The sequence below is a fragment of the Microbacterium sp. EG9 genome, assembly GCF_059759475.1.
Window position 1 is genome coordinate 3022810 of sequence record NZ_CM186217.1, and the last position, 23585, is coordinate 3046394.

General features: G+C 67.4%; 21 protein-coding genes. 7 read left to right on the forward strand and 14 right to left on the reverse strand.

All coding sequences use genetic code 11. The annotated features are described in order from the left end of the window. Positions 1-18 precede the first annotated feature (18 nt). Genes AC6CQV_RS14210 through AC6CQV_RS14220 form a run of 3 tightly spaced genes read right to left on the reverse strand, consistent with a single transcriptional unit; the run spans position 19 to position 2984 of the window. Positions 19-2307 (reverse strand): heavy metal translocating P-type ATPase, encoded by a 2289-nt coding sequence (locus AC6CQV_RS14210; RefSeq protein WP_344227050.1) that lies wholly within the window; start codon positions 2305-2307, stop codon positions 19-21. Continuing rightward, positions 2304-2654, reverse strand: coding sequence for a heavy-metal-associated domain-containing protein (locus tag AC6CQV_RS14215; RefSeq protein ID WP_498259816.1), 351 nt, complete (start codon positions 2652-2654; stop codon positions 2304-2306). Before AC6CQV_RS14215 ends, AC6CQV_RS14210 begins: the two co-directional genes overlap by 4 nt. A gap of 45 nt (positions 2655-2699) precedes the next feature. After that, the gene (locus AC6CQV_RS14220; protein ID WP_363566410.1) at positions 2700-2984 is read right to left on the reverse strand and encodes a metal-sensitive transcriptional regulator; all 285 of its coding nucleotides are present in this window, start codon (positions 2982-2984) and stop codon (positions 2700-2702) included. A gap of 60 nt (positions 2985-3044) precedes the next feature. Between AC6CQV_RS14220 and AC6CQV_RS14225 the strand changes: the two genes are divergently transcribed. Genes AC6CQV_RS14225 through AC6CQV_RS14245 form a run of 5 tightly spaced genes read left to right on the forward strand, consistent with a single transcriptional unit; the run spans position 3045 to position 7538 of the window. Then, a complete protein-coding gene (locus tag AC6CQV_RS14225) occupies positions 3045-3632 on the forward strand; it encodes an AAA family ATPase (RefSeq protein ID WP_036286077.1) in 588 nt (195 codons plus the stop codon). After that, positions 3632-5287, forward strand: coding sequence for an ABC1 kinase family protein (locus tag AC6CQV_RS14230; protein ID WP_498259817.1), 1656 nt, complete (start codon positions 3632-3634; stop codon positions 5285-5287). The genes AC6CQV_RS14225 and AC6CQV_RS14230 overlap by 1 nt, the downstream gene beginning before the upstream one ends. Before the next feature lie 39 nt (positions 5288-5326). Further along, a complete protein-coding gene (locus tag AC6CQV_RS14235; protein ID WP_498259818.1) occupies positions 5327-6370 on the forward strand; it encodes a type II glyceraldehyde-3-phosphate dehydrogenase in 1044 nt (347 codons plus the stop codon). After that, the gene (locus AC6CQV_RS14240; protein WP_375236790.1) at positions 6367-6633 is read left to right on the forward strand and encodes a DUF2933 domain-containing protein; all 267 of its coding nucleotides are present in this window, start codon (positions 6367-6369) and stop codon (positions 6631-6633) included. Before AC6CQV_RS14235 ends, AC6CQV_RS14240 begins: the two co-directional genes overlap by 4 nt. Further along, entirely contained in the window at positions 6630-7538 is a 909-nt protein-coding gene (locus tag AC6CQV_RS14245; protein WP_498259819.1) for a DMT family transporter, read from the forward strand. The genes AC6CQV_RS14240 and AC6CQV_RS14245 overlap by 4 nt, the downstream gene beginning before the upstream one ends. A 310-nt stretch (positions 7539-7848) precedes the next feature. On the opposite strand, the gene AC6CQV_RS14250 is transcribed toward AC6CQV_RS14245, so the two are convergent. Beyond that, positions 7849-8634 carry a TIGR02391 family protein gene (locus tag AC6CQV_RS14250; protein WP_412923049.1) on the reverse strand — a complete coding sequence of 262 codons (786 nt, stop codon included), beginning with the start codon at positions 8632-8634 and terminating at the stop codon, positions 7849-7851. 179 nt (positions 8635-8813) lie between these two features. Continuing rightward, on the reverse strand, positions 8814-9803 hold the full coding sequence (locus AC6CQV_RS14255; RefSeq protein WP_056207437.1) for an Abi family protein: 990 nt from the start codon (positions 9801-9803) through the stop codon (positions 8814-8816). A gap of 198 nt (positions 9804-10001) precedes the next feature. Between AC6CQV_RS14255 and AC6CQV_RS14260 the strand changes: the two genes are divergently transcribed. Continuing rightward, positions 10002-10463 (forward strand): hypothetical protein, encoded by a 462-nt coding sequence (locus AC6CQV_RS14260; RefSeq protein WP_056518829.1) that lies wholly within the window; start codon positions 10002-10004, stop codon positions 10461-10463. 69 nt (positions 10464-10532) lie between these two features. Here the strand turns inward: AC6CQV_RS14260 and AC6CQV_RS14265 are convergent, their stop codons facing one another. The 5 genes from AC6CQV_RS14265 to AC6CQV_RS14285 are packed head-to-tail and all read right to left on the reverse strand — an operon-like array spanning position 10533 to position 17052. Continuing rightward, on the reverse strand, positions 10533-10850 hold the full coding sequence (locus tag AC6CQV_RS14265) for a hypothetical protein (RefSeq protein WP_156454719.1): 318 nt from the start codon (positions 10848-10850) through the stop codon (positions 10533-10535). Positions 10851-10857: 7 nt separating this feature from the next. Beyond that, a complete protein-coding gene (locus AC6CQV_RS14270) occupies positions 10858-13005 on the reverse strand; it encodes a TniQ family protein (RefSeq protein ID WP_498259820.1) in 2148 nt (715 codons plus the stop codon). Further along, positions 13002-14162, reverse strand: a complete 1161-nt coding sequence (locus AC6CQV_RS14275; protein WP_498259821.1) for an AAA family ATPase — start codon at positions 14160-14162, stop codon at positions 13002-13004. The genes AC6CQV_RS14270 and AC6CQV_RS14275 overlap by 4 nt, the downstream gene beginning before the upstream one ends. Further along, positions 14159-16312 carry a TnsB C-terminal domain-containing protein gene (locus AC6CQV_RS14280; RefSeq protein ID WP_056518834.1) on the reverse strand — a complete coding sequence of 718 codons (2154 nt, stop codon included), beginning with the start codon at positions 16310-16312 and terminating at the stop codon, positions 14159-14161. The genes AC6CQV_RS14275 and AC6CQV_RS14280 overlap by 4 nt, the downstream gene beginning before the upstream one ends. Beyond that, positions 16309-17052: a TnsA-like heteromeric transposase endonuclease subunit gene (locus tag AC6CQV_RS14285; protein WP_200934394.1), complete on the reverse strand. Its 744-nt coding sequence runs from the start codon at positions 17050-17052 to the stop codon at positions 16309-16311. Before AC6CQV_RS14285 ends, AC6CQV_RS14280 begins: the two co-directional genes overlap by 4 nt. A gap of 332 nt (positions 17053-17384) precedes the next feature. Here AC6CQV_RS14285 and AC6CQV_RS14290 point away from each other — a divergent pair, with 332 nt between their 5' ends. Then, positions 17385-17705: a hypothetical protein gene (locus AC6CQV_RS14290; RefSeq protein WP_156454721.1), complete on the forward strand. Its 321-nt coding sequence runs from the start codon at positions 17385-17387 to the stop codon at positions 17703-17705. Positions 17706-17918: 213 nt separating this feature from the next. On the opposite strand, the gene AC6CQV_RS14295 is transcribed toward AC6CQV_RS14290, so the two are convergent. The 4 genes from AC6CQV_RS14295 to dnaB form a co-directional block, all read right to left on the reverse strand. Beyond that, positions 17919-19694: a ThiF family adenylyltransferase gene (locus tag AC6CQV_RS14295; protein WP_498259822.1), complete on the reverse strand. Its 1776-nt coding sequence runs from the start codon at positions 19692-19694 to the stop codon at positions 17919-17921. Beyond that, positions 19691-20683, reverse strand: a complete 993-nt coding sequence (locus AC6CQV_RS14300; RefSeq protein ID WP_056518837.1) for an SMODS domain-containing nucleotidyltransferase — start codon at positions 20681-20683, stop codon at positions 19691-19693. Before AC6CQV_RS14300 ends, AC6CQV_RS14295 begins: the two co-directional genes overlap by 4 nt. Then, positions 20683-21720 (reverse strand): CBASS cGAMP-activated phospholipase, encoded by a 1038-nt coding sequence (locus AC6CQV_RS14305; RefSeq protein ID WP_082486273.1) that lies wholly within the window; start codon positions 21718-21720, stop codon positions 20683-20685. The genes AC6CQV_RS14300 and AC6CQV_RS14305 overlap by 1 nt, the downstream gene beginning before the upstream one ends. 306 nt (positions 21721-22026) lie before the next feature. Continuing rightward, positions 22027-23409, reverse strand: coding sequence for a replicative DNA helicase (gene dnaB / locus AC6CQV_RS14310; protein ID WP_060960798.1), 1383 nt, complete (start codon positions 23407-23409; stop codon positions 22027-22029). Between the last annotated feature and the right edge of the window lie 176 nt (positions 23410-23585).

The window sequence follows — 23585 nt, forward strand, 5'->3', positions numbered from 1 at the left end:
CTCCTTCTCGAGCGATGGTTAGGCCTGGACGGGCGCGGGCTCTCGGGTGGCGGGGGCGCCGGCACGGGTCGGGGTGGGCAGGGGGCGGAAGCGGCGCAGGCGGAGGCTGTTGGTGACGACGAACACGCTGCTGAACGCCATTGCCGCGGCGGCGAGGATGGGGTTGAGCAGGGCGAGCATCGCGACCGGGATCGCGGCGACGTTGTACGCGAACGCCCAGAAAAGGTTCCCCTTGATCGTGCCCAGGGTGCGGCGGGCCAGCCGGATCGCGTCCGGGACCAGCATCAGGTCGCCGGAGACGATGGTCAGGTCCGCGGCGGTGATGGCCGCGTCGGTGCCGGTGCCCATCGCGATCCCGAGGTCGGCGGCGGCGAGGGCTGCGGCGTCGTTGACGCCGTCGCCGACCATCGCGACCACCCGGCCCGCGGCCTGCAGGTCGCGGATGGTGTCGAGCTTGCCCTGTGGGGTGACCCCGGCGCGGACGTCCTCGATCCCGGCCTGGTTGGCGATCGCGCGGGCGGCGCCGGGGTTGTCGCCGGTGAGCAGGATCGGGGTCAACCCGAGCTCTCGGAGCCGGGTGACCGCCTCACGGCTGGTGGGTTTGATGGTGTCGGCGACGCTGATCGCCCCGCGCACCTGCCCGTCCCACGCCACCACCGTGACCGTCGCTCCCGCCGCCTCGTCCGCCGCGATGGTGTCGGCGAGCTCGGCGGGGATGGGGAGCGCCCATTGGGTGGTGATCCAGGAGGCGCGGCCGGCGGCGACCAGGCGGCCGTCGACGATGCCCTGCACGCCCTGCCCGGCCACCGCGGCGAACGATTCCACTGCCGCGAGCGGGCCGCTGGCCGCGTTGGTGATGGCGCGGCCGATGGGGTGTTCGGAGCCGTGCTCGAGCGCCCCGGCGACCTGCACCAGCTCCGTCTCGTCGGTCCCTGCGGCGGGGTGGGTGGCGGTCACGGTCATGGTGCCGGCGGTGATGGTGCCGGTCTTGTCCAGCACCACGGTGTCGATGCGGCGGGTCTGCTCCAGCACCTGCGGTCCGCGGATGAGGATGCCCAGCTGCGCGCCTCGCCCGGTGCCGACCAGCAGCGCGGTCGGGGTCGCGAGCCCGAGCGCGCAGGGGCACGCGATGATCAGCGTCGTCACCGCGGCGGTGAACGCGACCTCCGGGGAGGCGCCGACCAGCAGCCACACCGTGAACGCGACGATGGCGAGGGCGATGACGATGGGGACGAAGATCGCGGAGACCCGGTCGGCGAGGCGCTGCACCTGCGCCTTCCCGGTCTGCGCCTCCTCCACCAGCCTGGCCATCCGGGCCAGCTCCGTGTCCGCGCCGACCCGGGTGAGCTCTACCAGCAGTCGGCCGCCGGTGTTCACGGTCGCTCCGACCACCTTCGAGCCGGGGGCGACTTCGACGGGGACGGACTCGCCGGTCAGCATCGACTCGTCCACCGCGGAGACACCCTCGGTGACGACACCGTCGGCGGGGATCTTCTCCCCGGGCCGCACCACCACGATGTCGCCGGGCACCAGCTGGGCGACGGGGACGCGCTGTTCGCTACCTGTGCGGAGGACGACGGCGTCTTTCGCACCCAGCTCCAGCAGGGCGCGCAGAGCCTCCCCGGATTGCCGCTTCGCGCGGGTCTCCAGGTAGCGGCCGAGGAGGATGAACACCGTCACCAGGGCGGCGACCTCCAGATACACCTCGTGGCCGCCGGACTGCGGGGTGCCGACGAAGGTCACGCTCATCCGCATCCCGGGCATCCCGGCACCGCCGAAGAACAGGGCGTAGAGGGACCAGCCGAACGCGGCCAGCACGCCGAGGCTGATCAGGGTGTCCATCGTCGCCGCACCGTGGCGGGCGTTGATCGCCGCGGCACGGTGGAACGGCCACGCCCCCCACACCACCACCGGCGCCGCAAGGGTCAGGGTCAGCCACTGCCAGTAGGTGAACTGCAGCACCGGGATCATCGACAACACCGCCACCGGCACCGCCAGGACCGTCGAGACGATCAGCCGCTGCCGCAACGACACCAACTCCGCATCCCGCGGCACCGTGGCCTGTTCATCGGGGGCTTCGGTGGCCGGTGGGGCGGGGACGGAGGCCCCGTACCCGGCCTGCTCGACCGCCGAGATCAGCTCCTCCAGCGGCACCGGGGACTCGGCGTGCACGCGGGCTTTCTCGGTGGCGAAGTTGACCGTCGCCGCCACCCCGGGCAACTTGTTCAGCTTCCGTTCTACCCGGGTCGCGCACGACGCGCAGGTCATCCCGCTGATGTCCAGATCGACATCCGTGGTCGTGGTCATGACGCTGAGGCGAGGCTGTAGCCGGCCTCCTCCACCGCCTCCCGCACCCGCGCCGCATCCACCGGCGTCGCGCTGGACACCGTCACCGTGGACACGCCACCGGCGCGCAGATCGACGGCGACGTCGGAGACGCCGTCGATCGCGGAGACCTCCTCGGTCACGCTGCGCACGCAGTGCGAGCAGGTCATCCCCTCCACCAGGAACTGCGCCGACACAACGTCACCCGTCGCCGGGACTGCGGTGGTGTCGGTGGCTGCCGCGCCGTGTGAGGTGGGGCTGCAACACGCGCACCCCGCGCCGGTGCTCGTCGCCTGCAGTCCGAGGTCCTGGAATCCCTGTCCGGTCATGATGTGCTCCCTTCAAGAGCGTTGAACGATGTGAGTGGGGCGAGGTTAGGAGCGCACGAGGCGCGCGATCGCGGCGTTCGCCTCACGGAGCTTCTCCTCCGCGACCGGGCCGCCTTCGGCGGTCGCCTGCGCGACGCAATGCGCGAGGTGGTCTTCCAGCAGCGACAGCGCGACGGACTCCAGCGCCTTCGTCGCCGCCGACACCTGGGTCAGCACGTCGATGCAGTACACGTCCTCGTCGATCATCCGCGCGATCCCGCGCACCTGACCCTCCGCGCGGCTCAGCCGCGCCAGCAGCGCCGGCTTGTTGTCCACATACCCGTGTGCCATCTCGCACCTCCACCCACAATCTACCATACCCTGTAGGGGTACAGGGTGTAGGGTGAGGTCATGACCGGCATCCAGGAGCCGCGGCCCGCACAGACCACCCGTTGGCACGTCGTGACGGGCGGTCCCAGCTCGGGCAAGACCACCACGGTCAACCTGCTGCGGGGCCGCGGGTACACGACCACGATCGAGCACGCCCGCCACTACATCGACCTGCAACGGATCACCGGGCGCAGCACCGCGGAGGTGCGGGCACGGCAGAGCGAGTTCCAGCGCGCCGTCGTCGACATGCAGATCGAGCAGGAACGCTCCCTCGACCCGCAACAGACCGTGTTCCTGGACCGTGCTCTGCCGGACTCGCTCGCCTACTACCGCTTCCTCGGCCTCGCCCCCGGCACCGCCCTGCTGGGCGCGCTGGCCGGCGCCCGGTACGCGACGGTGTTCCTGCTTGACCTGCTCCCGCTGGCGTCCGACTACGCGCGCACCGAGGACCCCGCCGCGCAGCGGCGCATCCACGACCTGCTCGGGCTGGTGTACCAGGAGCTGGGCTTTCCCGTCGTCACCGTCCCCGCACTCGCCCCCGACGCGCGCGTCGACTTCATCCTCGAACGAGCATCGGCCGGCACTCCAGCCGAGAGGGGCGTGAGCTGATGGGCGCGGGGAGTAGCCGGTACCGGCAGATCGGGGCCGTGCTGCGCCGGCACGGACTCGGCGTCCTGGCCGGCGTGCTGGGCCTGGGCGGCTTGGTGCCGTTCCACCGCGGCGCCCTCGGACACGCCCGGCAGGAGGACCCCTACACGAACCCCGAGCATGTGCGGGTCGCGTTGGAGGAGCTCGGGCCGACGTTCGTGAAACTGGGCCAGATCCTCTCCACCCGGCACGATCTGCTCCCCGCGGCATGGGTCGCCGAGTTCGCCAAACTGCAGGACGACGTCGCCGCGGCACCGTGGGAGGGCATTCGGGACGTGCTCCGTGAAGAGCTCGGCGCCGACCCAGAGCACGTGTTCGCCCAGTTCGACCCGGTGCCGCTGGCGGCGGCGTCCATCGGGCAGGCGTACGCGGCAACTCTTCACGACGGCACCGAGGTCGTCGTGAAGGTGCGCCGGCCCGGCGTGGTCGCGCAGGTGCATGAAGACCTGGACATTCTCCGCAACCTCGCCGACCGCGCCGACCGGCGCTGGGATGCCATCCGGCAGTACGACCTGCCCGGGCTGGTGGAGGAGTTCTCCCGCACGCTGCGTGCCGAGCTGGACTACCTGCAGGGGGCCCGCAACGCCGAACGGTTCGCGCAGGAGTTCGCCCACGCGGCGCGGGTGCGGATTCCCCGCGTGCACGGGGAGACCACGACCTCGCGCGTGCTGACCCTGGAGCGGATGAGCGGGGTGCGGATCGACGACCTGGAGGGCCTGGACGCCGCCGGCATCGACCGGGTCGCACTCGCGCGGCTGGGTGCCGACATCGTGCTCACGATGGTGTTCGACAACCGGTTCTTCCATGCCGACCCCCATCCCGGGAACATGTTCGTGCAGCCCGACGGCGCGCTCGCGCTGATCGACTTCGGGATGGTCGGGGAGCTCACCGAACAGACCACGGACGGCCTCGCCGGCATCGTGCTCGCCTTCACCCGCGACGACCCGGACACCCTCACCACCGCCCTGATAGAACTCTCCCGGACCGCCGACGTCGTCGACCGGGCAGGGCTGCGGCAGGCGATCACCGCGTTCACGGCCCGCTACCGGGGCCGTTCGCTGTCGGAGATCAGCCTCGCAATCATGCTCCAGCAGCTGCTCGGCATCCTGCAGCAGCACCAGCTGCACCTTCCGCAGGAGACGGCGCTGCTGTTCAAAGTGCTGATGATGGCCGAAGGGACCGCGGCGCGGCTGGATCCGGACTTCCAGATGCTCGACGCCCTGCAGCCCTACGCTGAGCAGCTCACCCGCGCCCAGCTGTCCCTGCCGGCTCTGGCCCGGCGATGGGCGCGCGCGGGAGCCGACACCGGGGCACTGCTCACCGAGCTGCCCGCCACCCTGAGCCGGCTCCGGCATCTCCTCGAAGACGGCGGGTTCGAGGTGCACCTGCGCGCGACGGAGCTGGAACCTCTCGTCGGGCGCGCCGAACGCGTCGGCAACCGTGTCGTCGCGGGAATGATCGCCGCCGCGCTGATCAGCGGGATCGGCACCCTCGTCGGCGGGAACACGAAATGGCGCTCCCGGGAAGGCGTCCTGATCGGCGCCGGGACCGGCACGATCGGCGCCCTCGGCAGCTATCTGCTGTGGACGCTGCGGCGCCGCCGACCCCGCCCCTGACCCGCGCACGGCTCAAGAACACCACGAAAGGAGACGAAGATGGACAGGATCAGAGTCGGCGTCAACGGGTACGGAGTGATCGGCAAGAGGGTCGCCGACGCCGTCCACGCCCAACCCGACATGCACCTGGTGGGCGTCGCGGACATCGTCACCGACTGGCGAATACAATCCGCCGTCCCGCGGCTGCCCGTATTCGCCGCCACCCCCGACGCGCACAGCGGCATGGTGGACACCGGCATCCGCCCCGAGGGAACCCTCGACGATCTCCTCGCGCAGAGCGACGTGATCGTCGATACGACCCCCAAGCACGTCGCCGCCGGAAACCTGCCCCGCTACCAGGCGGTGGGAGTAAAGGTGATCGTGCAGGGAGGGGAAGCGCACTCGACCACCGGGCACTCCTTCGTCGCCCAGGCCAACTACGCCACCGCGCTCGGCCGGGACCTGACCCGGGTGGTGTCCTGCAACACCACCAGCATCGTCCGCGTCCTCGGCGCGCTCGAAAACGCCGGGCTGCTGCTGCGCGCCCGCGGGGTCCTCATCCGCCGCGCCACCGACCCGTGGGAATCGCACCTGGGCGGCATCATGAACACGATGGTCCCCGAACCGGTCATCCCCTCCCACCAGGGCCCCGACGCGAAGACCGTGCTCCCCGACCTGGACGTGGTCACCATCGCCGCCAAGGGCGCACACACCCAGACCCATAACCACTACTGGACCCTGCAGCTGACCCGCCGCGCATCCCGCGACGAGGTCCTCGACGCACTGCGCGCCGCACCCCGGATCGCGTTCATCCGGATGTCCGACGGGCTGGTCGCCCTCAACTCCACGGTCGAGCTGATGCGCGACCTCGGCCGGCCCCGCGGGGACATGTGGGAGGTCGCGGTCTGGGAAGACCTCGTCACCGTCGACGGCGACGAGGCGTACCTCACCTACCAGGTGTGCAACGAGGCGATCGTCATCCCCGAGACCGTCGACGCGATCCGCGCCCTCACCGGCACCGTCACCGACCCCGCCGCCTCCATCCGGCTCACCGACGCGACCCTCGGCATGAGGCAGGACTTCCTCGCCCCGGAGCGGTCATGACCTCCCCGAACGCCGGGCCGCCCCGTGCCCCCCGCGCTGGACGCGTGTGGATCTGGGTGATCATCGCGCTGGCCGTCGCCGGGATCGTCATCTACCTGATCATCGACCACTGGACCCACCTCGCTGCGGCCGCCCCCTACGCCGGCATCATCGTGATCGCCCTGCTGCACCTGTTCAGCCACCGCGGACACGGAGGCCACGGACGACACCGTGAACAGACCCGTCACGACCACACGAACCCGCCCCCCGACGACGACGCATGAGCACCCCCACCGCGGCCGGCACCGGACGGCGGGCGCCGAGCCCGTGGCGGATGCTGGGGATCACCTTCGCGTGGGGGTCCTGCTTCGTCGCGATCAGCGTCGGGCTGCAAGATGCGCCGCTGCTGTGGCTCGCAGCACTGCGCGCCCTCGTCGCCGGTGCCGCTCTGCTGATCCTCACTGTCATCCGCCGCGCGCCCGTCCCCCGCGAGGTACGCAGTTGGACGCTGATCGGCGTGCTCGGCGTCGTGAACGTCGCCATCGCCTACGCCGCCATGTTCGGCGGCACCATCGGCCTGACAACGGGCGTCGCGTCCGTGCTGGCCAACGTCCAGCCCGTCCTCATCCTGCTGCCCGCCTGGTGGCTCTACCGCGAACGTCCCTCCCTGCGATCGGTGGCCGCGATGCTCACCGGGCTCGCCGGACTCCTGCTCATCGTGCTGCCCGCCGGCGCCGGGACCGGGGCATGGCTGTCCCTCACCGCCGCCGCCGCCGTCACCGCCGGCACCCTCATCAGCCGCGCCGTGCGCGCCGACCCGTTCCTCGTCGCCACCGTGCAGCTGCTGCTCGGCGGCGGGATCCTCCTCGTCGCCGCCGCGATCGTCGAAGGTCCGCCGGTCATTGAATGGACGCCGGGATTCGTGCTCTCCCTGCTGTGGATGTCCCTGGCCGGCACCGCCGCGACCACCGTCGCCTGGTACGCGGAGACGCAACGGTCCCGGCTCGACATCCTCACAACATGGACGATTCTCGTGCCCGTCTTCGGGATCGTCCTGTCCGTCGGGCTCTTGCAGGAGACCCAGAGCCTGCTCGGCTGGACCGGCACCGCCATCGTGATCGGCTCCGTCGCCCTCCTCACCATCCCCGGCAGACACGCTGACCGCGCGTCCCGTCGGCTTGAAGGTTGAGCGCCCGCCTGGTGGCGCCCCGCCACCACCCATCAAACCGACGTCCCAGCCCTGGCCGGGTGATGTAGTCGTCAAGCTGGTCGGACATGCCGGCGACGTGGCCGCAACGAACAGCCCGAGATGCCGGTACACACGACCCATCGGACAAAACGAATAGCCCGTCCGCCCGCCGCCGGTGGAAATTGCAGCTCCTATCGAGAACCCTCACCCTGGCGGTCCGTCGCGCAGAAGGACGGCGCCCGAGAGCTCAGTGTAGGTTCCCGTTGGATTTGGTGAAGAGTTCCGCGATTCCACCGTAGGTGGCAGCGGTTCAGGGTCGTCGAGTGCGGGCCGCGTCGAGACGCCGGTGGATGTACGACAGGGTGGAGAAGACATCGAGTGCGTCCGGCTCGCTGACGGGCCACGCCACCCGGGGTGCGTGCGCGGTCGGGTTGCGGAATGTTCCGATCACCCCTCTGAGGAGGTTCGCGAACCCGGTGTGTTCACTGGCCTCCGACTTCGTCTCCCAGTCGTTGATCGTCACCAGCGGCCGGCCCTTGGACGACGAAAAGCACGCATCGATCAGCTCCGAACCATCCAGGATGAGCCCGGTCATGGTGCGAAGCCGGTCGCACGCACCTTTTACTGCCTCGGAGACGGCGTGGAAGGTCGATTGCCGGATCAGTTCCTCCCGGCAGTATGCGAGGACTTGGTCGTGCACGCCACGACGCTGTGATTCGGCGAGGAGCCGACCCGTGAGCGCGGCGACTTCATCGAATGTTGTCGCCTTGCGTCCGAGACGAGCGACGCGGCCGTCGTCTCGGATACGGAGCCCAGCCAACGACAGTGCCGGGTCTACGACATCCCTCAGTTCCTCGAATCGTTCTTGCCTGCCCAGGTAGCGGCCGATGGACATGGATTCGGCCACGAAGCGGATGATGCCGTTGCTTGCGTTGTCCTTGCGCTGCTGGTTGATCAGCGCGACCGCGAGGCGATGCCGCTTCGTCATGTCGGGGCCGGGATCATCGAAACCCAGCTGCACCAGAATCCTCCCGATCTCCGAGCCCGTCAGCCCGATGCTCGTCTCGCCGAGAGCGTCGGCGATCGCCGTCACCACGCCCTCTGATAGCGGTGCGTGTCGTGTGTTCGGCATGTGCCTAGCTTCGCGAATCCCGCAACCGGGTGCGAAGCACGGGGAGATGTCGCGGCGTGGATGATCGCGCAGCCCGTCTCGTCCTGCGTCCGCGCGTCACCGCTCCGGCAGCGGGAGTGTGAGCGGGCCACCGATGGAGGTCGCTATTCGCGCCAGAGATCCATCTCCGACCATCGCGGGTGCACGCCGAGAGCGTCGACCGAGAAGTTCTTCGCGGCGGGAAAGGTGTCCAGGAGTGTGACCAGTCGCCGCGGCCACCCAGACTTGGCGTCGATCGAACGAAGGAGATAGGCGGTGACGGCCAGGGCGTTGTAGAGGCCGTAGACAGCCTTCGACGACTCCTCGTCACGGAGATGGTCCAGGAGGGGGACCACGCCGACGCCCGGCCGGCTGGGAGCCACCACCAGTTTCCGGTTGAACAATCGCGCATGGTGAGCGGCGACGTTGCGCACATAGTTGAGGCTGGCAATCCAGCTGGCCATCACTCGTTTGGAAGGCACCGCGTACGCGTGCGCGATCTTCGTGGCGCGCGAGTTGCTAAGCCCGCCGTAGAGCCGACCGAGATGACCGAGCTCCAACACCTCGGTCAGCGCCCAGATCGGCATCTGACCGTCGTACTTCTCCCGGAAATGGGCGACGAACGTCTCATCCGACCCGCCCAGCCGACTGTCCACTCGCCGCAACCATTCCCGATGCTTGCTCGTCTCCTCGCCGGTCTCGGGGTCCTCATATAGTTCGGTGAACGAGGAGACGAATGTGTCCGCGTCACGATGCGCGAACGGGGACCCCTCGCCGAGTACGTACCCGATCTCCATCCGGAGGGACACCTCTATTCGCTCGACACCATCCATCACCAGCATCCGCAGTGCGCGGTCGAAGTCGATCAGCTTGGCGGCATGCGCGAGGGAGGTGCCGGGCAGGTACTCGTTGAGCACCCGAACCCGGGATCTTCCGTCGTCGCTCTCGTATCGTTCGGAACGCCGAAACGGGTACAGATAGCCGGTCAACCGGTAGTACCCCACCGCTCGGAGCAGCTTCGTCGCTTCGGTGCGGTCGCCGATTTCGATGCCGCGGCTGACGAGCTTGTCGGTCTGGGCGTCCACCGACAGCCAGGGCTTGGTGTACTCGACCATCATGCCCACGGTACAAAGAAAATCAGCCCGAGCCGTGAGGCGAGCGGGCTGATCGTGATGACTTTAGGGTAGCACGAGCAGGCGACAGCACGTCCGCATACATCCTCGAGTTCGACTCTGCTGCAGTCGCGGTGGAGGGTGTGGACGCGGCCGTGCCCGGGTGACAGACTGCTCTGTTCTGCTTAGGAAGGGTTTCGCATGTCACACGATGATCACGGGGTTGATTGGGAGCAGGCGATCGACGACATGATTCAACGAAACACCGAGTCCGCCCCCACCGAACCAGGCGTCTACCGGATGCCGTGCGGGAACTGCTACGTAGACTTCTTCCTCGCCTCGGACGGCTCCGAACGCTGGCTCGTCCCCGGAGACGAACGCAGCTATACGCGCGACACAATCTCCACCTTTCGGCACGGTGAGCACCCGTGGGAGCGGATGTACACCCTCGCGCACGCCGCCGCCGAGATCCGGCGCCGCGCGACCGCGGAAAGCACGTCAATCGAGGTACTTGTCGGCGACCTGGAGTCGATCGCGGATGCCGAGGATGCAGCGGAGGAAGAAGAGATCGCCCGCATCGTCCGGGAACGTCCCGCCGACAGTGAGGAGATCCCGCTCGCCGAACTTGCCCAGAAGTTCGGGATCGATCTCGACGAACTCTAGCTATGTCTAATCAGGTCTACGGAAACGGTAGACACAGCTAGATTCCGCTAGACACCCGCCCGGCCAGGTTCAGCTCTGGTCCCACGCCTCCACCAGGTACCGAGTTGCGTCTGCGAGGTTCGCTACTTCCTCGTTTCCAGACACAGCGAAATTGATCTTGATGTCGGCGCCGGTCGCGTAGAACACGTACGGGTAGCCGCCGTCGTGGAGAATCTGCGCACGTCCATCTTTCGCTGACTCAAGGAGATGGTCGACCCAGGTCCGGTATGGGACGTACGCGAGTCGGCGGGCGATCACCGCATTCAGGTGGATTGTTCTTTCCTCGTTCGATTCGAGTGCGATCCGACCGATGTCTTCTGCGGAGACACCGGCCGCGATCTCGTACACGTATGCGTCATATCCGAGCATCGGCCGATCCCGTTCCTCGTCGTTGGGATGATGTATGCCGTCCTCCACGTGGTCTGAGGTCGATGCCGGCGGCACGTAGGTGGCGGTTGGCTGTCGTTTCGCTGCATCCAGCGATGCGTGCGATCTGCCCGATGGTGTGCTGATGCGTCTCGTACTGCTCGCGCAACCAGACAGGATCAGGGGTGAAGGTGCGGGGTCGTCCTCGACGGGTTTGGGTGCCCGCGTCGGCGAGTATGCGACTCACGGTCTGCCGGGACACGTTGGCATCTGCAGCGATCTCGGACGTCGACGCTCCTGCCGTGTACGCCCGCACCATGTCGTCTGGCGAGCTGGACTTCATGGCAGCTGTTCGCGCTGGGCGGCTCGGCGGCCACAGGGTTGAGGCGGTTTGCGCGCTTTCCGTCCGGGCCGTGTCGGCGACGGGAGGGCACCACGTGATCGGCTCGTGGATGCCGTTGGCGATGAGGAAGTCGGCGGCGATCTGCTCTAGCCGGAGGCGGCCCTCATGCGGCAGCGCTTTCACGAAGCGGGCGACGGATCGTGTGCTGACTCCCGTAGCTCCCCACTCGGCCGGGAGCGTGCGGAGCGGGTTGCCGGACAGTGTCCGGTACAGGAACGCACGAGCCACCCGCCACCGCCGTCCGCCGCCCGCGGATACGCCCACCGCCCGGCACGATTCCCGCCACTCGGCTTCTGGTAGCAGTCCGGTGTAATCGAGGGAGCGGCGCCGGGTGTAGTCCACGGGCACGTCGTGGGTGTCCAGGAACGCGACCAACCGGAGGATCGCGTGGAGCGTGTGGACGTCGTGGGCGCTGCGGCCGAGGTCACGCATCACGTGCGTGACTTGCCGGACCGGTGCGTCCGGATCGAGCAGAGCGAGGGCTGCGGAGTGTGTGAGCCGTGTGCCGGTGAACACGACAGCCGCCGCCAGTGCTGATGCCGCGATCTCGTTTGTCACGCGGAGCGGCGCGTGGTGGGCGATCCACTCGTCCCACAGCTGTGCGGGTACCGTCCGGGCGCGTTCGGCCGGCCCGATCCCGGAAGGTGGCGCGGACTGCAGGAACACGGTAGGACGGCGGCGTCGCCCCAGCGCGGTGGCGATGAGCGTCTGTAGTTGCGGGGTGTTGGCTGTGTACGACGTGCTCTGCGCGACGCGTCCCCGCAGGAGGGTAGCAACGGTCTCAGGGTTGGCCAATGCCGTCAGCGCGAGGGTGGTACCGGCTGCCGCCCCAACTGCGGACTCCGGTCGCGCCCGGACGGCCGGGGTCCAATCCTCGCTCGCCCGGAACAGCTGGACGGCATCTTCCCCGAGCGCGCCGGTATCGATGCCGTCGTCAGCGACCATCGCGTTCCGTGCGATGCGAGACAGCAGCCGGACGTCTTCCAGCACGGCCACTGCTGGCTGCGGTGCGCCCACGTAGATCCCGAACCGTGCGCTCCCGGTGGAGATGATCCGCATCATCGCCCGCTGCGCTTCCAACACGGCGCGAGGGACGGGAGCGGGTGTCGGGTTGTCGGTGAGGTCTGCCCGGCATCGGTTGGCCTGGGGGCCTCTCTGCGGACCCGGGATCGGGTTGTGGCAGCGGCCGGGAACCGGAACGAGGGCGAGCGGGTGAGCGCGTTGCCGGGCGGGACGATCGCATGCGCGGCATCGATCTACGAGCAGGCGACGATGGCGGGCGCACGCAAACCCGAACGGGAACTGCCACGACATCCGCCATCGCCCACCTGAGTCGACCAGGCACTCGGGGCAGTATCGTCCCGTAGTTCCCGCAGCCGGGCATTGCGCGCTTATCCGCCCCTGCCGGGTGAAACGGATCGCGTGGCGTGCAAACCTCATCCTGGTCATCTCATGGAACTGATCTGTGGGGATGCCCGTCGACGCTTCGAGTCGGGAGGCCTGGTCGGCGGTGAGGGTAGTGGCCCACATGTCCGCCATCCATGCAGTCGCGGAGACCGCCAATCCTTTCTGCTGCTCGATGAGGCCGAGTGCGCAAGCCATCTCGTTCATCGTTGCCCCGTAGGTGGCCGCCATCTTCTCCAGCCAGGAGTCGAACGGCTCATCCGGCAGCGGCCGCACTCGGAACGGCAGTACCCGCACCTGATCCGAGGGCGTTGCCGTCGTCGTGGTCATGCGGTCGCCGCCTCTGCGTCCTGATTCTTGCGGCGGCGGTGTGCTTTCTGGGTTCGCGATTGCTGTTCGAGCTTGGCCTCAAGCTCGCGTCGTTCGGTTTCGGCGCCTTCGTCGATGCGGATGTCGTCGAGCAGTTCGCGGTCGATGGATTCCCGGCCGGTGCGGATTGCGCGAGATGCGCCGCGGCGGATCAGGTCCATCAGGGAGCCGATGTTTCCAGTGGTGCGGGCGAACAGGTACCGCGATAGGTCCACCAGCATCCCAGGGCGAGCGTCGGTGAGGACGAGGGATTGTTCGATGCCGAATAGCAACCGGCCCCATTCCTCCCTGCCGCGTTTGTGGGCGAGAGTGAACGGGCTCAACCCGAGCACCGTCCACCGGCGGAATGTCTGTGCCATCGCCGCTTCCCTCCCGGTCTCACCTTCACCTACCAGGCCGCGGGCGCGCAGGGCGACGCCGGCGAACAGGAAGGTGGCGTTGTACTCGTTGGCGAGCCACTTGAGCTGGTTGGCGACCTCGACTCCGTCACGGGTGCGCATGTTCAGGAAGTGCAGGTCGTCGATGATCACCAGCCGGGTGTCGTGTCGTTCGATGCATTCCGCTGCCGCCCGCGCCAGGTCACGGCCGGCCATCGACCGGTGCAGGATGCCGGCGGTGGCGGGGTGGGCGTAGAAGCCGAGGATCATCATGTGCAGCCCTTTGATCGTCAGCCGCCCAGTCAACGTGACGTGGCACACCGGCAAGTGCCGAATATCCCTGTCCGGGTCCAACCAGTCCCCGACCTCCGCGTTCCGCTGCTGATGGAACATCCGGCCGAAGTTGTTCACCACGGTCGACTTCCCCAACGCTGGCGGCGCGTCAATCGCTGCGGCGGACTTGACCCGGTCGGAGTCCTGCAGGTTCGAGTCGAGGATGTCCGCCAATTGCACCTCGATGTCCTCCACCTGCCGGGTGCGCAGCAGGATGTTCGCATGCCAAACTCGCCGCTCCAGGTCGTACGCCGCGCGTTCGCGAGCCGGCAACGAATCCAGCTGTAAGCGGGTGAGCTTCTTGGGGCGAGTGCGGGGTGGACGGTCAGCGAAGTCCGTCCAGCCCTCGTAGGTGGACAGGCTGCGCTGACGGGGCGGCAGCTGCGTCTGCGCACTTGGGGACGTCATCGGAGCATCTCCATCGGTTCGAAGTGATAATCGGCGCGGATGGTTGGTTCGTCGATGTCGTCCTCATCGTCGTCATCGCCGGTGTCCGGCGAGGCCACCCGACGACCGGGGTCCTGCATGGGGCCGCTGAGCTCGGTGGCGAGATCAGATGAGCTCGACAGTTCCGCGTCCAGCAGCCGCTGGACCGTGCGCAGCGACCACACCCCGTCTGGGTCGGGCTCCCGCTCATTCAGCTGGGCGGCCATCCGGGCGCTCATACGCCGCTCCGAAGGGGTCAACCCACGCCCGGCGCCCCAGTCCTCCAGCAGCTGCGCCGCGACATCGTCGACCCGTGAGGGACGACCCTGGCGAACCGCGATCTTCTTCGCGTACTCCAAAGCGTCAAGGCTGAAGGGCGTGTCGAAGCTGCCTTTATGCTCCCACTCGAGGGTGTGCCAGGTGTGATCCTCCGGGTCGTGAAAGTAGATCTTGGTGAGGTCGTCCGGGTTCACCACGAACGGCCACTCCGTGCCCTTGTCACGGTGGATCGACCGGGCACGGTTGCGGTACTTCGCGACGGAATCACCGGTGTAGCGCAGCTTGTGGATCTCTACCCCGTAGTGATTGAACTGCCGCTTCACCACCGGCAACAGTTCCAGGAGCACGTTCCGGTCTGCCGGCATCCGCAGCGCCCCCGCCACCGCGAGGCCCTGGTCGTACCGTTGTGCAGGGCTCATCTTCACACCGGGCAACCCAGGGTCGACGAGGGAATCGTGCGGCCGGAGGTGATAAACCGTCGCGATCCACTCGCGGATGATCTGCTCCAACTGCGGGACCGTGTACACCGCCTCAGCCTCGATGTCGTCGCCGCGACCGGACACGTCAGCGCCCTTGTAGCCAGGGAGCTCTTGGAGGAGTGAGTCGAGGGTGCGGAAGAACCGTTCGACCGGGCTCTTGTCGGTCGGCTGGTAGATGCGGGCGGGCTGGATCGAGATTCCTAGCCGAGCGCATGCCGTGGTGACGTGTTCGGACAGGAACGGGCGGCCGTGATCGATCACGATCGTTTCCGGCAGGATGCCCGCCCGAGTGAACCGGGCAACACCGGTGCGGGCGGGGTCGACGAGCACCGTGTCGGGGAGCCCGTGGTACGGCCAACGAGCTGGCGTGCCCCAGCTCTTCGGGATCTCGAAGGGCTGCATAGCTTCGGCGAGGACGCCGGACACGTCGATGGACTTCGTGGAACCCGGCGTGAGTCTCAGTCCGAGGATGCACCTCGAGTAGAGGTCGATCGCGACGGTGAGGTCCGCGCACACCCACTTTCCGGTGACCGGTGCGACGGCGAACACGTTCAGCGGGGTGGTGTCCAGAAGGACGAACTCGCCCGGGCGGGTCGCTGTCAGGCGGCCGTAGGGGGCGGAGGGCCGGTTCGCTATTGATCGTTTGGCTTTCGTGGACCCGGAGAACGTTGCTCGGCCTCGGGAGAGCTCGTCCAATGCCCGGTATCCGCTGGCGGTCGACGGGAGGGTGACGACCTCGGGTCCGTGGACGCGCTCGACGCGGGCGGCGATGCGGGCGAGGATGATCTTCTTCTGCACCTTGGACTGGTTGCCCTGTTCATCGATCACGGTCCGGGCGGCGTCGACCCAGCGCGGATCGAAGTTCGTCAGGGCCGCGCCCGTCCGAGACCTGCGGGTGTCGATCAGGCCCGCCTCGCCGGTGTCGCGGTAGCGGGATACCCAGCGTTCCAGTGTCCGCGTCCCGATGCCGAGCTCCTTGGCCTTCGCGGTCTGCCGTTCTCCCAATGAACGTTGTGGGTGGTACTCAAAGCGCGGTTCTCCCTCACGGGCGATCTCTCGACTTCCCGATCTGTATCCGGTGAGTACCTCGCGGACATGATCGGCGCGCTCATGGGCGGCCGCCTGGGCGGACTCGGTCGCATCAGACCAGACGAGCATCAACGGCTGCGACTCTTCGTCATCGGGAAGTCTTCCCGGGACGTGCGCGGTACCGCCCTCCGAAGCAGGCCGCAGCACGTCGAGCATCCGCAGCCGGCGAGTACTCCCGTCCGCGGTGCGGACGATGACCGCTCCATCCCCGATCTCCGCGACGGTGCACATTTCGCCGTCGTAGACGAGCTGTGCGCCCGGGGCAACCGTCCATGTCTTCTTCATCCCGACTGGTCCTCTCTGGAAGATGGCGTCAAAAGGCTGGCGGTCGACAGGGGCCGAGTCAGGTCGGCGTTCAGATGCCGCACCCACAGCAGATGCAAGACGAGGGAACGCGCGAACCTGATGTCACCCTCTATAGGAGCTACGGCTCGCACCGCCTCTCCAAGGGTGAGAGGAGTGTGGAGAGTGCCGGTCGCGGCGGCAACCTCGGCGTCCGGAAACTGGAATCGGCGCCGGTAGCCCGCGAGGAACTGCACGTTGGCAAGCATCACGGGGTTGGGTTCGGATTGCACCCGGTATTCCCAGCCGTGCCCCTCGATGACTCGCCGGGACCACGCCAACGAGTTGTGAACCTTTGGTCGCGACAGCTTCTCGGCGGGCTTCACGTCGACCACGCACGCCGAGTCATCGGCGTGAATAAGCAGGTAATCCGGAACGTGCCTCCGCGCCGTGCCTCGGTCATCTCCGTCGACCAAGAATGGCTGTGACAAGATCCACACCACCCGCGGGTCGAAGTCCGCCAACAAGAGGTTCGCGTACTCGAGCCGCGATTCGTACCCGACCGGCGCCTCCATCGTCGCCGACCAGTAGGAGCCAGAGAAGTGCCGTTGCTTGCGGTACCAGCGAAACTCCCGCCACGGCACCGCCGTGTCGAACTGACGAACACGAAGATCACGCAGGTCACTGACGTCGACGCGATCGTCGGACCTGCGGATCCGAATGGTTGCCTCTGCCCCCGTCACGAGCCGAGGACTACCCGGCGCGAGACCTCACCCGAACTACCACTCGCGGGAGACCGATCTGTGGACATACGGCCATCCTGGAGGCCTATCGACACAAGCAACCATGAACGAATCCCACGCAATTACGTAAGTCACGTCGTACCGAATCGCACTTGTGGCAACGGCGTTTACGTAGTACGTGACATACGTTTCAGTGAATGTCACATTCACTGTACGCTCGAAACCAGCGGAGTCAAGTTGTGTAGGTCAGGTAGACAACACCGGAAGGAGAATGCCTCAGAATCACCTTCGCGTAGGTGCCGGGCGTCGGCGACCTATGCGAAACTCGGGGCATGACGATAGTGGAGCCGATCGCACCGGAGGAGTCCCGTCTGTTCTTCGGCAACAGCTACATGAACGCCGTCGTCATCGAGATCGCCGCACTCGAAGGCGAAACCTTCTCACCCAAGCAGATCGTCGAAGCGACCGGGTTGCTGGGGAGCATCGTTCACCCGCTGATCCACAAGCTCCGCGACGCACACTTCCTCGAATTCGTTGGCCGCGTTCCGGGGGAGCGGACCCTGCTCTACCGGATCCGCGACAACTACTGGTGGGAAGCGGCACGACGCTACGCCGCGGATCGACAGGCGACAACGGAGCGCGCGGCCTCCTAAGCGTCCGCCGCCCGCCGTCCGCATGTCGCGGCGCCGCCCCTCGTTGCCGTAAGAGCGTCGGCAACCCCAACGCCGCAACACGAAAGCCCACGACCTCGGGCCCTAGTCATCCACGCCCGCGCAAACATCGCCGGTGCGATCGGTGCAGATGGATCTCCGACAGGAGAGTCATCCGCGCCGACGCGGCAAAACGCAACCTGAGACTAGCTCCGGTCAGGCAGCGAGCCCCTCGCTGATGTCCGCGGCAGTCACGGGGACGAAATGATGTCGGGGTCCTGCTGAGGCGTGCGGCAACGCGATCAGGTGTGCGCCGGCGGTGGAGGAGTCTGCGGCGAGGTGTGTGCCGATCAGGCTGGTGAGGACTCCGGCCACGGCGGCCAAGTCCGCAGCGGAACCATGAAAGGTCGGCACCGAACATCCCCGGGTGGGGACGATCTCATCACCGGCCAGAGGGTCCCGCCACAACCCGTGGTACAGCTCGAGCGCCGGATCGGCGCCCACGACCCGACCCACCCGGTCGTCCACAGACGACGGCGACCCAGCGCGGGACGGGCAGATCGTGACCAACCCAAGGGTGCCGGACGCGACATCGGTGGCGACTTGGGCGATCACCGCCCGACGGTCCGGCACCTCTGCGGTGGCGTCCAGGAGGGTCGTCACGGCGTTGCTGACCGTCGCGTCGATGACGATGTCCGCGTCGAGCGCGGCGCTGAGGTCTTCGGGGATCGCGCCGGCGGCGACATGGACGACGATGTCGTCACGAAGCGACCGCAGCCGTGTGGCGAGAGCTTGGGCCTTGGTCTCGCCGATGCTCGTCTCGGTGTAGTTCTGCCGTACCAGCAACCCACCGGTCACGACACCCGGGTCGCAAATCGTGATCTCTCGGGCCCCTGCCCGGACGACGAACTCGGCGATCCAGGATCCGAGACCTCCGCACCCCCACACGTGCACGGACTTTCCTGCGAACCCGTTGACGGGACGGTCCACGTCGCGTCGCGTGGTGACGGCTTCTCGTTCATCAGACATGTTGCACCATTCGATCGGCACCTCGACGTCGAGGAGGGTGGGATTCAGGTCCAGCGCCGTGCCCCGCGTCCGGCCGACTTTGCGCAGCGCGTTCGCGACAGCGGGTGTGAGCCGGCCGCAGAGCAGATGCGGTGGCCCGCCCGCACCGTGCGGGACGGCGAGGACGAAGTACTGAGGCGAATCCGCGGGGCTGCGCAGAGCGGCGGCGATCAGCATCGTCGTGAACGCCGGACCGAGCGGGGCATGGCGGCGCACCGGTCCGAACGCGCGGGGTGTCGCGACGTCCGCGGTCGGGTAGTCAATCAGGTATAGCAACGGCACCAACGACTCGGTCGCACCAAACGGCAGGTCGGAGAGCAGTCGCACCACCGGCACGATCATCTCGCCACGGTTACGCCAGGTGAGATCCAACCGTGCGTCGGTTCGTCGGTGCAGCGTCGCGGTCGTCACGCGCAGCGCCGGGAGATCCTCGCGGGCGACGATCGTCGGTGTGCCCTGGGTGCGGTGCAGCACCCCGCCAACGGCGTGGTACATGGCCGTGGACGGATCGAACAGTGCCGCGGCGGCCTCGGCAAGCCACCCCCAGAGCCGGTTCAAGGTCGCGCTGACCCCGCTCTGTGGGTGCCACTCGCGGGACGGGTCCAGGTAGATGCACAGTCGACGCCCCTGCAACACGTGCGGGAACCCGAGGAAGCGGGTATGGGTGACTTCCACGGTCGGGGGGGAGAAGGGGCTGGTCGGGATGCGCAGCACGAAAGGCTCCCAGCCATGCAGCTGCAACCCGTTCGCGGCGTGCTCGATCGTGTCGGTGTTCAGCTCGATCGGGACGCAGGCATCACCTTCAGGTCCCTCGCTCGCCGCACCGCAGCGCAACTCGTGCGGGCGTGCTCTGGCGAGTGCCCGTAGTTCCTGCAGCTGGGTCACCTGCCAGGGCGCGAAGGTCGGCTGCTTTCGCTTGGTCATCCCGCGCGCCCCGACCTCCCCGTTGTGGTCTCCTTCGTCGGGGCGGCCGGGGCGAACTTCGCAGGGCCGCTGCCGGCTGGTGCCTTGAAGCCGTCGCCGAACAGCGCCTGCCACTTCTGGACGCTGCGGTCCTTGTCCGGCTCGGCGTAGGCGTCCTCGATCTCGGCCGCGTGGACGTGGATGCGGTCCCGGAAGTACGAGTACGTCTCATCGGACCACCGGTGGTCGAAAGTGACTCCTGATCCTGACGGGTCGGCGATTGACGGCCGGTTAGGTCGAGCCTGCAGCCACTCGTCAAGATCCGTGACGATCGTGCGCAGCGCGGTGGGGAGGTTGCTGTAGCAGGACGGGTCGCTCATCTTGCTGAGCTCGCTGACCCGCTCTCCGAGGAGTGTGGTGAGCAGGATCGATCGGGTGCCGGTGAAGGAGTTCTTGTGATCGCGGAGGAACTTGATGAGGCGGATGACGCGGCGCAGGTTGCCGCCGGCGATCTGGTCCTGTTTCTTCATCCAGTCCGTGAACCCCTGCGGGTTGGTGTCTTCCCAGATGTTCTCGTCGCGGTTCACGATCACCTCCCGCCAGCCGGAGAGGATGACGTGCGGGACGATGTCGACATGCATGTCGTTCGCGTACGAGACCCGCACGCACCGGCACTTGCGGGCTAGGGGCATCTGCCCGTACTTCGGATGCCGCTTCAGGGCGTAGTAGACCTCGTCGATGTACGTCTTCGGGCTGGTGGACCAGTCCGGGTTCTCCTCCATGTCGAGCATGAAGTCGGCGTCGAACTCCTTCCCCTTCTGGGGCTGGATGATCGTGCGATGTGCCCACGATCCCTGCGGGGTCTTCCCCAGGATCATCGCCCCGATCGTCGCATCCGCGGCGATCGCCGCGTAGATCGCGTCCACCCTCGTCTCGAGAGTCTCCAGCTTGAACTGGCTGAGGTTGACGGTGTCCTTTAGAAGGACATCGAAGTGGTCGGCGAGCTGCATCAGTGGGCCTCCGGTTGATTCTCGGATGTCGATCCCGTTCGGGTAGGGATCGAGAAGGCAGGTGTGTAAGCCGCGGCGCGGTGCGCGGCGAACTGCGCCTGGTACGTCGGGCTGAGAATCCGGCTGGCCGACGCCGCCAACCCGACCACGTCGTCGCGGTCCACCGCGTCAAGCGCGAACGCACCCCTCGGAGTCGGGGCGTCGAAGCGTACGTAGTTCTGCTTACCGACGAGGTGTTCGGCGATCCCTTGACCGCCCCGGCTGCTCGCGTTCAAGATCATGGACGCGGCCGGCTTCGCCCACCCGAGCAGACCAGCCTCGTCGAGATGCTTCCCGTGTGAGGCATCCGGCTCCATCGTGCCGACGTTGAGAACACGGACGTTGCCGATCGACGCGCCGAGCATGCTCGTCGCTTCCGCGATCGCAACCACCGACGGGTTGTTCGCCCACACGCCACCATCGATCAAACGCAGCCCACCCACCCGCGCAGCCGGGAAGTACAGCGGGGCCGCAGCGGTCGCGTTCGCGACATCCACCATCGAAGTCCGCCAATCGCGTCGGAGCCGATCATGGTGCGGCGTCTTGAAGACGTGCACACCTCCCCACTGCACATCCCACGACGGCACCACCAGGCGCTTCCCGCTGTCGCCGACCCGAAGATCGCCGAACACTCCGGCCAGAGCGGCGCGCAGCGCGTCGGCGTCGTACACCGGCCGGAACAACTGACGGCCGCGACGCCACACACGGCGACGCGAATGCGGGAAGACCCGTTCGATCAGCAGCTCGTAGTGCTCGACGATCTCCGCGGGACGAAGCCCGGCGCCTAGTGCGAGCGCGATGATTCCACCCGCAGACGTACCGGCGATCAGGTCGAACGAGTCCGCAACAACAACACCGAGGTCCTCCTCGAGCTGGGCCAACACGTGGGCAGTGAACAACGCCTTCGCGCCGCCACCGTCCAAGGCGAGGACCTGCAGGCGACCGGCCCAAACCACGTCAGCCCCACGCCCAGCCGCATCAGAAGAGCCATCAGTCATCTCGTTCACCGCCGGCGTGGTGTTGGTGGAATTACATACGTGTAATTATGATACGCCGTTCCACCGACACTCACTCGGTTCGCGAGAACCAGGCGATCGAATCGTCGCCCCCCGTGACGTCGCGAAATTCGCAACTCGCTCGACGGACGTCGCGGAGTTTGCGGGGCCAATCGAGGACCGAAACCTCCGCCCGGCACATACGGCGCCTCGCGTCCGTCTACAGACGTCGTTCTCAAGAACATGACGGATCCGCCACTTGTCCGCCACTTCATCTGAGAATCCGCCATCTTCGCCGAGAACCTACACCTACCCGAAGTCCCCCGGGGCCATGTCCGTGAAGCGGGAGAAGTGGCCCTGGAAGGCGACGGTGATCGTATCCGTCGGGCCGTTGCGGTGCTTGGCGACGATCAGGTCGGCCTCGCCGGCGCGGGGGCTGTCCTTCTCGTAGGCGGCCTCGCGGTGCAGCAGCACCACCATGTCGGCATCCTGCTCGATCGAGCCCGACTCACGCAGGTCGCTCAGGGCGGGCTTCTTGTCGGCGCGCTGCTCGGGACCACGGTTCAGCTGCGACAGCGCGATCACCGGCACCTGAAGCTCCTTGGCCAGAAGCTTCAGCGCACGCGAGAACTCCGAGACCTCCTGCTGGCGGCTCTCGACGCGCTTTCCCGAGGTCATGAGCTGCAGGTAGTCGATGACCACCATCTTCAGGCCCACTCGCTGCTTGAGCTTGCGGCACTTCGCGCGGATCTCAACGAGCGTCATGTTGGGACTGTCGTCGATGTACAGCGGCGCGTCGTTGATGCGGCCGCGGGTGGCTGCGATCGTCGTCCAGTCGCGGGAGTCGAGCGTGCCCTTGCGCATGCTCTGGAGCGGAATCGCACCCTCGGCGCTCATCAGACGCATGGCGATCTCACTGCGACCCATTTCGAGCGAGAAGACGATCGTCGGCTGCTGCGCCTTGATCGCCGCCGCGCGGGCGAAGTCCAGCGCCAGCGTCGACTTACCCATGGCGGGGCGCGCCGCGATGATGATCATCTGACCCGGATGCAGACCGTTGGTCAGCTGGTCCAGCCCGGCGAATCCGGTGGGGATGCCGGTCATCTGACCGTCGCGCCCGCGCGCGGCCTCGATCTCCTCGACGGCCGCGTTGACGGCGACCTCGAGCGGGACGTAGTCCTCGGCCTGCTCGGCACCGGTGACCGAGTAGATCTCCGCCTGCGCGTTGTTGACCAGGTCGAGCGCATCGCCCTGGCCGTTGTAGCCCATCTGCACGATGCGCGTGCCGGCCTCGACGAGCCGTCGCAGCAGCGCGCGCTCGCGCACGATCGACGCGTAGTACGCGGCGTTGGCCGCGGTCGGCACGATCGAGGTCAGCGAGTGCAGGTAGTCGGCGCCGCCGGAGCGCTGCAGGTCACCCGTCTTGATGAGCTCGTCGGTGACGGCGACCACATCGGTGGGCTCGCCGTGCGAGTAGAGCGAGAGGATCGCCTCGAAGATCAGCTCGTGCTTCGGCACGTAGAAGTCGGTGCCGCGCAGCGCCTCGATCACATCGGCGACGGCGTCGCTCGACAGCAGCATGCCGCCGAGGGTGCTCTGCTCGGCGAGGAGGTCGTGCGGCGGCGTGCGCTCGGGTCCGCGGCTCTCGAGGGGTCCACCGAAACGATCCTCGGAGATGTCCGCGATCGACATGCAGTCCCCTTCACACGCTCGATGACCGGTCCCGCCGCGAGACCACACGCCACGTTAGGGACGGGGTCCGACAGTCGCAAACAGGCCTGTGGATAACTCTGTGGATGATCTGCGTGAAACGCCGGACACCCTGTGCACAGTGCCTGTGGAAACACGCCGTGGCATCCAAAGATTCT

Bases quoted from the DNA above. Each gene is read 5' to 3' on its own strand.
- AC6CQV_RS14210 (WP_344227050.1), bottom strand. From the start codon at position 2,307: ATGACCACGACCACGGATGTCGATCTGGACATCAGCGGGATGACCTGC.
- AC6CQV_RS14215 (WP_498259816.1), bottom strand. From the start codon at position 2,654: ATGACCGGACAGGGATTCCAGGACCTCGGACTGCAGGCGACGAGCACC.
- AC6CQV_RS14220 (WP_363566410.1), bottom strand. From the start codon at position 2,984: ATGGCACACGGGTATGTGGACAACAAGCCGGCGCTGCTGGCGCGGCTG.
- AC6CQV_RS14225 (WP_036286077.1), top strand. From the start codon at position 3,045: ATGACCGGCATCCAGGAGCCGCGGCCCGCACAGACCACCCGTTGGCAC.
- AC6CQV_RS14230 (WP_498259817.1), top strand. From the start codon at position 3,632: ATGGGCGCGGGGAGTAGCCGGTACCGGCAGATCGGGGCCGTGCTGCGC.
- AC6CQV_RS14235 (WP_498259818.1), top strand. From the start codon at position 5,327: ATGGACAGGATCAGAGTCGGCGTCAACGGGTACGGAGTGATCGGCAAG.
- AC6CQV_RS14240 (WP_375236790.1), top strand. From the start codon at position 6,367: ATGACCTCCCCGAACGCCGGGCCGCCCCGTGCCCCCCGCGCTGGACGC.
- AC6CQV_RS14245 (WP_498259819.1), top strand. From the start codon at position 6,630: ATGAGCACCCCCACCGCGGCCGGCACCGGACGGCGGGCGCCGAGCCCG.
- AC6CQV_RS14255 (WP_056207437.1), bottom strand. From the start codon at position 9,803: ATGGTCGAGTACACCAAGCCCTGGCTGTCGGTGGACGCCCAGACCGAC.
- AC6CQV_RS14260 (WP_056518829.1), top strand. From the start codon at position 10,002: ATGTCACACGATGATCACGGGGTTGATTGGGAGCAGGCGATCGACGAC.
- AC6CQV_RS14270 (WP_498259820.1), bottom strand. From the start codon at position 13,005: ATGACCACGACGACGGCAACGCCCTCGGATCAGGTGCGGGTACTGCCG.
- AC6CQV_RS14275 (WP_498259821.1), bottom strand. From the start codon at position 14,162: ATGACGTCCCCAAGTGCGCAGACGCAGCTGCCGCCCCGTCAGCGCAGC.
- AC6CQV_RS14280 (WP_056518834.1), bottom strand. From the start codon at position 16,312: ATGAAGAAGACATGGACGGTTGCCCCGGGCGCACAGCTCGTCTACGAC.
- AC6CQV_RS14290 (WP_156454721.1), top strand. From the start codon at position 17,385: ATGACGATAGTGGAGCCGATCGCACCGGAGGAGTCCCGTCTGTTCTTC.
- AC6CQV_RS14295 (WP_498259822.1), bottom strand. From the start codon at position 19,694: ATGACCAAGCGAAAGCAGCCGACCTTCGCGCCCTGGCAGGTGACCCAG.
- AC6CQV_RS14300 (WP_056518837.1), bottom strand. From the start codon at position 20,683: ATGCAGCTCGCCGACCACTTCGATGTCCTTCTAAAGGACACCGTCAAC.
- AC6CQV_RS14305 (WP_082486273.1), bottom strand. From the start codon at position 21,720: ATGACTGATGGCTCTTCTGATGCGGCTGGGCGTGGGGCTGACGTGGTT.
- dnaB (WP_060960798.1), bottom strand. From the start codon at position 23,409: ATGTCGATCGCGGACATCTCCGAGGATCGTTTCGGTGGACCCCTCGAG.